Raw genomic sequence first — 12,886 nt, 5'->3', positions numbered from 1 at the left:
TTAAAAATTTTTCCGGCTCTTTTCACAAAATATTCAAAGGTTTAATGGTAAAATAAAGACAAACGAAATAGGAGGATGGAACCATGTACGGTTATGGAATGGGACTGAGTTTTTTTGACCCGACATTTATTTTAGTCATTATTGGATTGGTGATCTCAATGGCGACTTCGGCATATGTCAATCACACCTTCCGAAAATTTGATGAGGTACGTAGCAGAAACAATGTAACTGGTACGCAAGCCGCACAATTCATCTTGCAAAGTCAGGGGATCACAGATGTTGGGGTCCAAGGTATTTCCGGCAATTTAACGGATAACTATAATTCGAAAACGAAACTATTAAGTCTATCACAGGCAACGGCACAATCAACTTCGGTTGCGGCAATCGGTGTAGCAGCCCATGAATGTGGGCACGCTGTTCAGGATGCGAAGGGATATTTTCCGTTACGGCTACGGGCAGCCATCGTTCCGGTGGCGAATTTGGGCTCTTCGTTGGCATTACCAATTATCCTCATCGGCGTTTTGCTGCGGGGACAATTTTTAATCAACTTAGGTCTGATTGCATTTTCATTGGCGTTGCTTTTTCAGTTAGTCACTTTGCCGGTAGAATTTGATGCCTCAAGACGGGCATTAAAGATCTTAGGGGATGGTGGACTGTTGACAGCAGAAGAAGTTCCGATGGCGCGCAAAGTGTTGATAGCGGCGGCATTGACCTATGTGGCAGCAGCCATTAGTACCTTCTTGCAATTGTTACGGTTGGTCCTACTGTTTGGCGGAAACAATCGGCGAGATTAAGCAAAGAATAAAATTTTTCCTCTCTTTTTAATAGGGAGGATTTTTTTGTTGCAGAAATTTCCAAATATGTTTATTATATTTTTTGCAAAAATATAGTTGGAAGTGAAACGATGAAGGTACCTGTTGCTTTTAAAGAAAAATATTTGCGCTTATTGGGGGAAGAAGCTGCCGCTTTTTTTACTGCGATTGAAGAGGAAACCCCTCAAAAAGCTTTTCGTATAAATCTATTGAAACCTGCGGCAAAGGAGATGCTGAAGGGCTACGTTTCTGAAAAGAAACCGGCGCCTTATGCACCAGAAGGCTATCTTGGGGAAGTCAGCGGAAAATCACTGCTGCACCAAGCAGGCTATGTGTACAGTCAGGAACCAAGCGCCATGATCGTAGCTACGGTCGCGGCAGCTCAGCCAGGAGAAAAAGTATTGGACCTGTGTGCCGCTCCCGGTGGAAAAACGACCCAATTAGCGGGACAAATGAAAAATAAAGGGTTATTAGTCGCAAATGAAATTTTCCCCAAACGAGCAAAAATTTTAGCGGAAAATGTGGAGCGTTGGGGAGCTGCCCATACGATCGTTACCAATCATGCCCCTCATGAATTGGTTTCTCATTTTCGTGGCTTTTTTGATCGCATTGTGGTGGATGCTCCTTGTTCTGGTGAGGGGATGTTTCGGAAAGATCAGCAGGCAATCAATGAGTGGACTGCTGAAACGCCCGAGGAATGTGCCAAACGGCAAAAAGAAATTTTGGCTTCGGCGATCCAAATGCTGCAAACAGAGGGGACATTAATTTATTCTACCTGCACCTTTGCACCGGAAGAAAATGAAGAAATCATCAGCTGGCTGGTAGAAAATTATCCTCTGACAATCCAACCCATTCATCAATTAGGTGTTTCTCACGGGCGTCCAGAGTGGGGCAGTGTAGCTGGCTTAGAAAACACGGTTCGATTATGGCCCCACAAAAATCAGGGAGAAGGTCATTTTGTTGCGAAATTAGTTTTTCATGGAAAAAATGAAGCCCCCAAAAAACGGAACAAACGCCAAAGGAGTCTTGATCGTCCTGCGCAACAATTGTGGGAGAAGGTCAGTCATCAATTACCAGCACCTGTGCAAGGAAAGCTGACTGTTTTAGGTGACCAATTGTGGCTACTACCGGAAATGGCGCCTGATTTGAATGGGGTGCGTTTTTTGCGGGCGGGCGTTCATTTAGGCACTCTCAAGAAAAACCGCATTGAACCAAGTTATTCCTTTGCGATGGCTATTCAGGAGCCGACAAACTATCCTCATCTTTCCTTAACGAAGGAAGAATGGGAACACTATGTGGCAGGTGAAACGATTCCTAAAGCCGGCAATGCCGGATGGGTCCTACTGTGTGTCGAAAAAATCCCGGTTGGTTTTGGTAAACAGGTGCAGGGAGTTATTAAAAATTTCTTTCCAAAAGGATTAAGATTCCACGCATCCTAGAGCTATCATTATTCATATTTTTTCCAATATGCTATCATAGAAGTAAGGATAAGGAGCTGATATGAATGAAAACTTCAACAAAAGTAACGATTGGATTAAGTATTGCTGCAGTAGCGGGAATCACAACGGTTGCTGTCGTTTCGGACAAATTGGTGAACAAATTGAAGCGTTCCACAGATCGCCGCAAGGTAAGGAAGTTTGTTGATGACAAATTTCATGGCAATGAACGATTGCTGGATGTTGTGGATAATTTGACCGATGAGGATTTGGATTCATTGATGAATATCATGCACAAAATCAAAGACAGCCGTAAACAAATCTCTGTCTATGGTGAAAATGTCAAAGACACAACGGAACTGTTGCGCAATAAATTGATGAGCTTCATTGATTCCGTGTTCTAACCATTACTTTTTCCAAAACGCTTGATTCTTTTCCGATGATGTTACGGAAGCGGGTCAAGCTTTTTTTGTCCAGTATTTCTTGGCTGTTCACCGAAAATTATGCTAAAGTAATTATCAGATTGATAAAATGAAAGGGTCATGGATCGGAGGAACCTTGTGGAAAAAGTCAGCACATTGAGTCAGGCTGAAAAAGAATTTTTTATGGAAGAAGCTATTAAGGAAGCCCATAAAGCAGGCGAGAAAAAGGAAGTTCCCATTGGTGCTATCGTCGTATTGGACGGCAAAATCATTGGACGGGGACATAATCTGCGGGAAGAAACCCAAGATGCTACGGCACACGCCGAAATGTTTGCCATTCGAGAGGCCTGTCGGGAGTTGGCAAGTTGGCGTTTAGAAGGTGCGCAACTGTTTGTCACCCTTGAACCTTGTACCATGTGCAGTGGAGCGATGCAGCTTTCCCGAGTAGAAGAAGTCTATTTTGGTGCGTACGATCCCAAAGGAGGAACAGCCGGAACTTTCATGAATTTGTTGGAAGATCAGCGCTTCAATCATTGGAGCTATGTTGAAGGCGGCATTTTGGAAGAGGCGTGCGGACAGCTACTGACAACTTTTTTCAGAGAACTGCGGGCAAAGAAAAAACAACGCCGACAAAATTCTTTGGAGAAAGACTAGCCAAAACTAGAAATATACGATATACTTATTTTTGCCGAAAGGCTAGGACAATGGTTGGCTTGTGAAGCGTGTCAGATCTGGAAGGAAGCAGCACTAAGCGAGTTCAGCCATGTGTCTTATTAAATAAGAAACCCAAAGAGCGCAAGGCTCTTTTTTTTGTCTTATGAATGACCAAAACAGAACGTGTTAAAAGGCGCTATCATCGGTCTTTTAACACGTTCTATTTTTGATTAAAAAAAGGGAACTAAAGAGAAATGCAATCATCGGCTAGCTCTTTATTCCTTTAAGACGCGAGGGATTTCTTTTATCAAAATTAGGTATGGCTGAGTTAGTTGGATTACTGGCAAAAAAAGACACCTACGACTATAATAGAAAAAATAATCAGTCCATAAAATTGAGAAGAAAAGAAACGAGGCGAGCTGATGGAAAAAATCGTGGTTTTACATACCAATGATCTCCACTCTCATTTAGAAAATTGGCCGAAAATTCGGCGTTATATCGATCAACGAAAACGGGAAGTGAGTCAGCTAGGAGCGACTCCATTGGCCGTTGATCTTGGGGATTTTACAGATCGTTGGCATCCATTGAGTGAGGCAACGAACGGACAGGCAAATGTCCAACTGATGAATCAAATCCATTATGATGCAGCAACGATTGGCAACAATGAGGGAGTTGGAAATTCGAAAGAAGAGTTGGATCATCTTTATGATCAGGCGAATTTTGATGTTCTTCTTGCCAATTTGTATGATAAAACGACGCTTCAATTGCCGTCATGGGCAAAGCCTTATAAAATCATTACTACCCCACAAGGAAGTAAAGTCGGTTTGATTGCTTTGACTGCACCTTTTCCTTTAACCTATGCGCCAAATGGATGGGATATCCGCCAACCGATGGAAATTTTGGCAAATTTGGCACGTACTTTGCGACCACAGGTGGATTTACTGATACTGATGAGCCATTTGGGAATTGAAGACGATCAACTGATTGCCAACGAATTACCGATGATTGATCTGATTCTCGGTTCCCACACGCATCATTTGTTCAAAGAGGGCAAAGTTGTCAACGGTGTTCAATTGGCTGCCGCCGGCAAATTTGGGCGATACATTGGTGAGGTGACGGTCACGCTTGATGATCAAAAACAAATTCTTCATCAAGAAGCACGGACGATTGAAACGTCAGATTTACCGGTTTTTCCTGAAGATCAAGCGGAAATTGACTATTATATGGAGGAAGGACACCGTTTGCTGAAAAATAAAGTCATGGCGGATCTGCCAGTTGAATTGTCTCTAGACCCTGAAGCAGAACATGCGCTAATCAAAGAAACACTAGCGGCAGTTAAAGAACGAGGAAAAACTGAGGCAGCACTGCTGAATACCGGTTTGTTTTTGGCGCCCTTACCAAAAGGAATCGTCGATCAAGACCAGCTGCATACTACTTTACCCCATCCAATGCATTTGATTCGGGTTACTTTGAAGGGAAGAGATGTTATCCGCTTGGTAGCAGAAATTGAAAAAAACCGTAATTTTTTGCGGAATTTCCCGATTCTGGGCATGGGTTTTCGCGGCAAAATTTTTGGACAAATCGTTTATGACGGCATTTTTTATGATGCCACGAATCACCAAGTATATTGGCAGGATCGTCCGATAGATCCGGACAAAGACTATCGACTGACCACGGTGGATCACTTGATGTTCGTGCCGTTTTTCCCTACCATCGAAATCGCCGGAACCCACGAATTTTTGTTTCCTGAATTTATTCGCAGTGTATTGGGCAACTACTTGCATGCTCACTATCCAATCCTATAAAAACAAGGTATAATGACAAATAGGTGGTGAAAAAATGTCAAAAGAAAAACAGCCTGAAAAGGCAACCGTGACAGACGAGCTGACCAGCGTGATCGAAGAAATTATTGAAGAACCTGTGAAACCCCAAAAAGGGGAAATCGTGACAACAATCAGCGATACAGATTTTATGATCGGCAGCCGTCAATACAAATTAGTTAGAAATCATCGTGAAGGGTTTGACCTTGAAAAATTGGGGGAACGCTACAGCGAGGTTTTAGCACGTTATGATTATATCGTTGGGGATTGGGGCTATGAACAATTACGGCTCAAAGGGTTCTTTGACACCGACAATCGTAAAGCTTTTCCCGATCAACGAATCGATACACTGGAAGATTATCTTTATGAATATTGCAATTTTGGCTGTGCTTACTTTGTGATCCAACGGGTAGGGGGCAAGAAAGAAAAAGGACATCCTCGACAACGACGAAAGAAGAGTCCAGCAACTGGAGAAAACCAGCAAGCCCATCTCTCTGAAAAACGTGAAGCGATCCCGCAGCGTAAAGTAAAACCAGTAATCAAAAATCGAAAAGATAAAGAAAAAACGAAGAAAACGAATGACAACCGCCCCAAAGCTGGAAAAAAAGAGGGCTTCGTGATTCGTCAACGGGAAGATTAATTGATGACATATAAAGGATATTTGATTGATTTAGATGGAACGATTTATCTGGGAACCCAACCGATCCCAGCTGGCAAACGCTTTGTTGAAAAACTGCAGCAGCAAAACATTCCTTTTTTATTTGTGACGAACAATACGACCCGCAGTCCACAAACCGTGGCGGATCGTTTAAAGAATGAGTTTGATATCCATGTAGGAGCAGAAACAATCTACACTGCCAGTCTTGCGACGATTGATTTCATGAAAGACGATAACAAAGGTAAAAAAGTTTTTGTGATTGGTGAAGCTGGTTTGATTGATTTGATTCTAGCCGCCGGATTTGAGTGGGAAGAAACCAACCCGGATTATGTGGTGGTGGGCTTGGATAACCAAGTCACCTATGAAAAATTTGTACTGGCGACCTTAGCCATCCAAAAGGGTGCTACGTTTATTGGCACAAATTCAGACAAAAATATTCCTACCGAACGGGGACTGCTTCCAGGTGCCGGTTCTCTAATCAGCATGGTGGAAACTGCTACGCAGACTCAACCAATTTACATTGGTAAGCCAGAAGCTATCATTATGGAAAAAGCGGTGGAAAAAATCGGATTGGCCAAAGAAGATGTCATTATGGTAGGGGACAATTATGAAACCGACATTCGTTCGGGATTGAATAATGGCGTAGATACCTTGTTGGTGCTTTCCGGCTTTACGCCAAAAGCTGCGGTACCAACTTTACCTGTACAACCGACCTTTGTTTTAGATTCTTTGGATGAATGGATTATTGTAGATGAATAAATGGCAGGAACGACTGGGGATCGTATTGGTTTTTTTGACATTGATCAGTTTAGCAGGAATCTTGGCAATCAACAGCCGCCCCTTGTATGTTTGGGCGATTGACCACTTAGAGATTCTCTCCTACACCGAGCTATCAAAAACCGAACTTCTAAAAAATTATGATTTGCTGATGAACTTTTTGAATAATCCCTTCAACACAACCCTTTCCTTACCGGATTTTCCAATGTCCGAAGCGGGGCGCGGTCATTTCTATGATGTGAAAAAATTGTTTCTGCTGGATTATGGGATTTTTCTAGTGACGGTGATTCCCAGCGGTCTATTTTTCCGGCGTATGTGGAAAGAAAAACGGTTGTGGCATCTGATCCGTCCTTTTCAATGGGGCATGGCGGTACCGGTTGTTTTGGGCAGCTTGATGGCAATCGGTTTTGATACTTTTTTTGTGAAATTTCATGAATTGTTTTTTGCAAATGATGATTGGTTGTTTGATCCGGTGACAGACCCGATCATCAATGTTTTGCCGGAAGATTATTTCATGTACTGCTTTATTTTAGCCTTCTTGCTGATTGAACTCTTTTTCTTTCTCGTCGTTTTAAGCGGCAAGCGGCAATTAAAAAAATAAAAAATGGTTAGCGATCCGTTTAAGGAATCGCTAGCCATTTTTGTTTTATTGGGTGATAGAGCTGGATTTTGTCGGGTGTTGATGGGCAAGGCGACTAGCAGCTGAAGCGGCGATTGCTCCCACGATATCATCAAGAAAAGTGTGAACATGTTTGCCGTCATGGGCGTTGAGTTCCTTCAAAATTCCCGGTTTGATTTTATCGATATAGCCGTAATTGGTAAAGCCGATTGATCCGTAAACATTGACGATCGACAGCGCCAAAATTTCATCGATGCCATAAAGCCCTTCATCTTCCGCAACGATTTCCTGCAATGGATCACAAAGCTTGCCTTCTTCCGCCAGCAGATCCAACTGAATACCGGTGATGATGGTGTTATGAACTTCTCGTTTTGTCAAAACGCTGTCTACACTTTCGATACATTGCTCCAACGTGATTCCCTCAATATAATCCTTTTGCAAAAATAAAACCAGCTCACCGATATCTTTGAGAGTCACCCCTCGAGATGCCAATAAGTTCCGCGCCTTTTCTTCTAAGGTATTTTTTTCAATAACCATGAAACGTCCTCCTCATTCATCTAGTAGTAGCAACTTTTTGTCCTTGTTTTTTCTTTTTAATAGTCTAAAGCAGGAGTTGATACCTTCTCATCAATCGTAGCGCATTCCCATTGTTGAATCAAATGAAAGAATCGTCAAATTAGTCAAGCTTTTTTTTCAGTTCTTCCCGTGCCGCAACAGCGAAAGGATGAGGAACCTGTAAATCTTCTCCGAACAGCCAATCGAGATAGCAAAGACAGCCGAGGGACATCGATTCTTTTAAAGCAAGCTGCAATTCAGATAAAAAAGGCGGAGTTTCTTGACGATCCCAACGAATTTTATCTGCCAGGAAAACAACTTGATCTAGCGGTGTTGCATGAGATTTTAATGTAGTATGACAAGCAATAGCAGAAAGAATTTCTTCATCCTCGATTAAAAAACAACTCTCTGCCAAAATAGCCGATTGCTGCTGATGTAAAAGCATTGGCAGTTGTTTTTCTTCTGGGAGGATTTCCTTCCCCAATTCCTCATGAAAGAATATCCGTTGATCGTCAGGAATTACAATACTGATATCATGCAGCAAGCCAGCTGTATAGGCTGCTTCTTGCGAAACACCAAAGTGGCTGGCAAGATGGTGGGCCTCCGATGCGACCGCCAGCAAATGAGGCAGGATCATCTCTGTCGGTATTTGATTTTTAAAAAGAAATTCTTCAATCTGGGAAGAAAGCTTTGCTGATTCAAAGGATTGTTTGTAATCTGCTAAAGTTTTCATTGTTATTCCTCTCCAAACAAACTACTGCTATGTCCTGGCTGGGTGCGGGTCTTAGGATCGATGTAGTGCAGTGCATTATTGACAGCCGTCGGGGCTTCACCAAAACCAGTCGCAATCAATTTGACTTTCCCGTCATACAACGCAACATCTCCACAGGCATAAACACCGGGTATTGAAGTCTGCATCGTACTTTCCACGAAAATTCCTTGTCTGGTACTGTCTAAGCCCCAGTTTTTTAAATTTAGCGAAGAGGTAAAGCCGTAATTTACGATTAAATAATCCACGGCTAAATGGACACTTTCTTCTCCTTTGACATTTTGCAGGACTATTTCAGATAGGCGTTCGTCACCTTGTAACTCACTGATAACGTAAGGGGTTAGAATGTTGACAGAGGATTCTTTTAATTTGTTCACGCTGTGTTCGTGTCCACGAAATTCGGCCCGGCGGTGGATCAAGGAGACTTCTGCCGCAATCGGCTCCAACATCAATGCCCAATCCATTGCCGAGTCGCCACCACCGGCGATGGCAACTTTTTTGCCGGCATATTTCATTAAATCCGTGACATAATAGTCAATACCGATAGCTTCAAAAGCTTCACTGCCGGCGACATTCAATTTACGTGGCTGAAAAGAGCCATTCCCTAAAGCTAAAATCACGGATTTCGAGTAATGGACTTCTTTGGTTGTCGTGATTTCAATCACATCATCTACCTTCTGAATACCCAGCACTTCTTCTTCCAAACGATAGGTGTGGTTAAACAACGTTAATTGTTTTTCCAAGTTTTTAACTAATTCGCCGGCTTTGATTTTTGGAGAACCGGGAATGTCATAAATATATTTTTCAGGATACAGGGTAGCCAATTGTCCGCCAAGTTGAGGCAGACTATCAATCAATTTGGTTTTTGCGTTACGCATACCAGCATAAAATGCCGCAAACATACCGCTGGGACCTGCACCAATAATCGTTACATCGTAGATATCCATTAAAAGCTCCTTTGTTCTTTTTTAGAAGATTTCTCAAAACCTCTTAGAAAAAACACGAGTGAATTAAAAATCCTTCATTCTAGTTGCATTATAACAAAAAAGCGAGAAAGAAACGTGGCAAAAAATCGTTTTTCTGCTATCATTAGGCTACATCAACTATGAGGAGGAGATTTTTTTGTCTCAATTTCCACAATTATCAGCAGAACATGCAACTGGACATCAAGCAACGATTAAAACGAACCGCGGGGATATCACCGTTCAACTTTTCCCTGAATTAGCACCTAAAACCGTGAAAAACTTTGTTGAATTAGCTAAAAAAGGCTACTACGACGGAATTATTTTTCACCGTGTTATCCCTGATTTTATGATTCAAGGCGGCGACCCAACCGGTACTGGTATGGGCGGTGAAAGTATTTACGGCGGTGATTTTGAAGATGAATTTTCAAAAGAACTGTTCAATATTCGCGGAGCCTTGTCGATGGCAAATTCCGGACCTAATACAAACGGCAGTCAATTTTTCATCGTGAACAATCAAAACGTTCCCGGCAATATGTTAGGCCAATTGGAAGGGGCAGGCTACCCTTCTGAAATCATCGAAGCATATAAAGCAGGGGGAACCCCTTGGTTAGACTTCCGTCATACAGTTTTCGGACACGTAATCTCCGGAATGGATGTTGTAGATGAAATCGCCAATGCTCAAAGAGGACCTCAAGATCGTCCTGTACATGATATTGTAATCGAATCAATCGAAATTACAGAATAAACGCAAAAACCGGACTCATTAGAGCTGTCACAGCCCTGAGTCCGGTTTTTATTTTATTCAGAAAAAGCTTCCGCAATTTGCTGAAGTCCTTGCGCCAAAATTTTACGAGGGCAGGCGATATTAAAGCGCATATGCTGAGTGCCACCCGGTCCAAAAGTGATTCCTGGATTTAACACCACACCGGCTTCATTAATTAATTTTTCCTGAAGTTGTTTGTCAGAAAGCTGAAAAGCAGAAAAATCCAGCCATAAGAGATAAGTACCTTCAGGTTGTAGAACTTTCAATTTGGGCATCTGATCACGAAAATAGTCGCAGGCGAAGGATAGATTTTCTTGAAGGTAGGTCAACAAGTCCGTCAACCAAACTTCTCCCTCACGATAGGCCGCTTCTGTTCCAATCAGACCAAATGTGTTGATTTGACTTTGTTCTGTTTTCTCCTGCTGAGTTGTAAAACGTTTTTTCAGTTCAGGATTTTTGATAAAGACCATCGAATTTTTGATTCCGGCCAAGTTAAAGGTTTTTGTAGCAGCTGTTAAAACAATTGAAAAGTCGGCAAAATCCGGTTGAACTGTATGGAAAGAAACATGATGATGGGGCTGAAAAATCAAATCTTCATGAATTTCATCACTGATTACTAAAACCTGATGCTTTTGGCACAGACGCCCGACTGCTTGCAACTCTTCTTTATGCCAAACCCGACCGCCAGGATTATGGGGATTGCACAAAATAAATAGTTTTATCTGATTATCCACGATTTGGGTCTCCATCGCCGCAAGGTCCATTTCAAAATGACCGTTTCTTTCTATTAGAGTGTTACGAACCAGTTTCCGCTGATTTGCGGTGACCATTTTGGCAAAAGGCGGGTACACCGGATCATGAATCAAAACGGCATCTCCCGGTTCGGTAAATGCTTGAATAGCAACGGCAATGCTGGGAACCACCCCAGGAGAAAACAAAATTTCTTCTTTCGCTATCCCATACCCATGTCGTCTTTTTTGCCAGTCAATAATAGATTGGTAAAGATTTTCCGGTGGAATGCTGTAGCCATAGATTCCTTTTTTTACAAATGTCTCCAGAGCTTGAGTCACCGGGCTGGGCGCCATGAAGTCCATATCGGCGACCCAAAAAGGCAAAAGCTTTTCTTTTTTATACGTCTGGGTGATGCTATCCCATTTGACACAGTTGGTATTCCGGCGATCATTAATTTGATCAAATTCCGTCATTTTTTCTGCCTCCCATCGAAGTCCAATGAGAACTTCAATTTTTTCTTTACTTACAGTATAATGAATTATGCAAAGAGAGGGAACCATATGACATATAAAATTGGACAAATTATAGAAGGAAAAGTGACCGGTATCCAACCTTATGGGGCATTCATTTCATTAGATGACCAAACACAAGGCTTGATCCATGTGTCAGAGATTCAATCAGGGTACACGAAAAATATCCATGATGTAATCAAAGTCGGTGAGGGGGTACGGGTGCAAATCATCGACATTGACGAATATTCTCAAAAAATCAGCTTGTCTCGCCGAACCTTAGAACCAACTTTCGTGCCGAATCGGACCCGACGAAAAAGATATTTTACAAATAAGAATAAAAAAATCGGCTTTGACAGCATCGAAAAAGCCCTACCTCAGTGGATCAGTGAAGCGTTGATGCGTCTTCACCAAGAGGGGACGAGAAAATGATTTTGTATGTTTTCTGAAAATATGCTAAAATCTATTCGTGTTAACAGATAAAACAATTGAGGTGGATATTTTGGAAGACAAGAAGGTCGCTGGTACTGTGATGTTACACTTGCAAAACGGCTCAAAGAAATTTTTGATGCATTCAGTTGGAGATACCATCGAGTTAGCATATACAAAATTTTCGAACGACCGCACAGGTTTAGCCAATATTTTACAACTATTAAAAGACACGGCACACTTGGATGTAAACAACTTGAATCTTGTTGAACTGACAAATGGACATATTGATGAAGAAAATATTCCACTTTTTGTTTTTGAAGCGGAAGAAGCAAAGCTGGTGGGGCTACTACCAGACGATTACCATTGGGAAGACCCAGAACGTTTCCAAAAAATCATTGAGGACTATGCGATTGAAGGCGTTCCGTTCTTCTGATAAGCAAAAAAAGCCGAATTCGGCTTTTTTTTTACATTTTTTTCACCCGGATATAGTCCCGCGAATTGTTATATTGTTTGCTTTTTATTCGATTTTTGAAAAAAAGTACTATAAAATATAGATTAGTTAGCAGAAAAGCGAATGATTAGGTTCATATCGGCAGAATATCTTTTTTTGGCAAGGCTAAAAAAAGTCTTTTTTTAGTTGACCAAAAGTTTAAGAAGTGGTAAATTAATCAACGGTAACAAAACAGCTCTTCAAAAAAACTTTTTCAGAAAAAAGTTGAAAAAGAGAGTTGACGAAACAAGAAACAGATGTTACTATAACAAAGTCGTCAAACGACGAAAGAAAATAAACCATGATACAACGTGAAATTTTCCTTTAAAAAGTTGTTGACAAATAACAACTCGTTTGATAAACTAATCAAGTCGCTGTTAAGCAGCTGAAGAAAATTCGATTTAAACACTTTGTTCAAACGAAAAAAACTTCAAACTTTTAGTTGACAATCGCTTGTCAATCTGATATGATTT

The 12,886-nt window shown here is 41.6% G+C and carries 15 protein-coding genes and 1 other RNA gene; 12 read left to right on the top strand and 4 right to left on the bottom strand.

What is annotated here, in order from left to right; translation table 11 throughout:
• Window positions 1-83 precede the first annotated feature (83 nt).
• From BAU16_RS05675 to BAU16_RS05635, 9 genes are all read left to right on the top strand, one after another.
• On the top strand, window positions 84-794 hold the full coding sequence (locus BAU16_RS05675) for a zinc metallopeptidase (protein WP_161526694.1): 711 nt from the start codon (window positions 84-86) through the stop codon (window positions 792-794).
• 110 nt (window positions 795-904) lie between these two features.
• Window positions 905-2,251 carry an RsmF rRNA methyltransferase first C-terminal domain-containing protein gene (locus BAU16_RS05670; protein WP_161526693.1) on the top strand — a complete coding sequence of 449 codons (1,347 nt, stop codon included), beginning with the start codon at window positions 905-907 and terminating at the stop codon, window positions 2,249-2,251.
• A 65-nt stretch (window positions 2,252-2,316) separates the two neighbouring features.
• On the top strand, window positions 2,317-2,652 hold the full coding sequence (locus BAU16_RS05665; RefSeq protein WP_048604205.1) for a hypothetical protein: 336 nt from the start codon (window positions 2,317-2,319) through the stop codon (window positions 2,650-2,652).
• A 156-nt stretch (window positions 2,653-2,808) separates the two neighbouring features.
• Window positions 2,809-3,324, top strand: coding sequence for a tRNA adenosine(34) deaminase TadA (tadA, locus tag BAU16_RS05660; RefSeq protein WP_137604641.1), 516 nt, complete (start codon window positions 2,809-2,811; stop codon window positions 3,322-3,324).
• Between the two features lie 39 nt (window positions 3,325-3,363).
• Window positions 3,364-3,450, top strand: an RNA gene (gene ffs / locus BAU16_RS05655) — signal recognition particle sRNA small type.
• 296 nt (window positions 3,451-3,746) lie between these two features.
• Window positions 3,747-5,129 (top strand): bifunctional metallophosphatase/5'-nucleotidase, encoded by a 1,383-nt coding sequence (locus BAU16_RS05650; protein WP_161526692.1) that lies wholly within the window; start codon window positions 3,747-3,749, stop codon window positions 5,127-5,129.
• Between the two features lie 34 nt (window positions 5,130-5,163).
• Window positions 5,164-5,784: a YutD family protein gene (locus BAU16_RS05645; protein WP_048604202.1), complete on the top strand. Its 621-nt coding sequence runs from the start codon at window positions 5,164-5,166 to the stop codon at window positions 5,782-5,784.
• Window positions 5,785-5,787: 3 nt separating this feature from the next.
• On the top strand, window positions 5,788-6,561 hold the full coding sequence (locus BAU16_RS05640; protein WP_161526691.1) for a TIGR01457 family HAD-type hydrolase: 774 nt from the start codon (window positions 5,788-5,790) through the stop codon (window positions 6,559-6,561).
• Window positions 6,554-7,180, top strand: coding sequence for a TIGR01906 family membrane protein (locus BAU16_RS05635; RefSeq protein ID WP_161526690.1), 627 nt, complete (start codon window positions 6,554-6,556; stop codon window positions 7,178-7,180). Before BAU16_RS05640 ends, BAU16_RS05635 begins: the two co-directional genes overlap by 8 nt.
• Before the next feature lie 45 nt (window positions 7,181-7,225).
• Here BAU16_RS05635 and BAU16_RS05630 read toward each other — a convergent pair whose 3' ends face one another.
• From BAU16_RS05630 to BAU16_RS05620, 3 genes are all read right to left on the bottom strand, one after another.
• The gene (locus BAU16_RS05630) at window positions 7,226-7,735 is read right to left on the bottom strand and encodes a phosphatidylglycerophosphatase A family protein (protein ID WP_048604199.1); all 510 of its coding nucleotides are present in this window, start codon (window positions 7,733-7,735) and stop codon (window positions 7,226-7,228) included.
• A 139-nt stretch (window positions 7,736-7,874) separates the two neighbouring features.
• On the bottom strand, window positions 7,875-8,486 hold the full coding sequence (yqeK, locus tag BAU16_RS05625) for a bis(5'-nucleosyl)-tetraphosphatase (symmetrical) YqeK (protein WP_161526689.1): 612 nt from the start codon (window positions 8,484-8,486) through the stop codon (window positions 7,875-7,877).
• 2 nt (window positions 8,487-8,488) lie between these two features.
• Window positions 8,489-9,469, bottom strand: a complete 981-nt coding sequence (locus BAU16_RS05620; RefSeq protein WP_161526688.1) for an NAD(P)/FAD-dependent oxidoreductase — start codon at window positions 9,467-9,469, stop codon at window positions 8,489-8,491.
• A 175-nt stretch (window positions 9,470-9,644) separates the two neighbouring features.
• Between BAU16_RS05620 and BAU16_RS05615 the strand changes: the two genes are divergently transcribed.
• Complete coding sequence (locus tag BAU16_RS05615) at window positions 9,645-10,232, top strand: peptidylprolyl isomerase (protein WP_048604196.1); 588 nt, start codon at window positions 9,645-9,647, stop codon at window positions 10,230-10,232.
• A 53-nt stretch (window positions 10,233-10,285) separates the two neighbouring features.
• Here BAU16_RS05615 and BAU16_RS05610 read toward each other — a convergent pair whose 3' ends face one another.
• Window positions 10,286-11,455: a MalY/PatB family protein gene (locus tag BAU16_RS05610; protein WP_048604195.1), complete on the bottom strand. Its 1,170-nt coding sequence runs from the start codon at window positions 11,453-11,455 to the stop codon at window positions 10,286-10,288.
• Between the two features lie 87 nt (window positions 11,456-11,542).
• On the opposite strand from BAU16_RS05610, the gene BAU16_RS05605 reads away from it, so the two are divergent.
• On the top strand, window positions 11,543-11,923 hold the full coding sequence (locus tag BAU16_RS05605; RefSeq protein ID WP_048604194.1) for a CvfD/Ygs/GSP13 family RNA-binding post-transcriptional regulator: 381 nt from the start codon (window positions 11,543-11,545) through the stop codon (window positions 11,921-11,923).
• A 70-nt stretch (window positions 11,924-11,993) separates the two neighbouring features.
• Window positions 11,994-12,356, top strand: a complete 363-nt coding sequence (locus BAU16_RS05600; protein ID WP_048604193.1) for a hypothetical protein — start codon at window positions 11,994-11,996, stop codon at window positions 12,354-12,356.
• The last annotated feature ends 530 nt before the right edge of the window (window positions 12,357-12,886 follow it).

It is taken from the genome of Enterococcus sp. JM9B (assembly GCF_009933265.1).
Classification (GTDB): domain Bacteria; phylum Bacillota; class Bacilli; order Lactobacillales; family Enterococcaceae; genus Enterococcus_C; species Enterococcus_C songbeiensis.
Note: the sequence above shows the minus strand (reverse complement) of the source record. Positions and strands in the feature narration are given on the sequence as shown.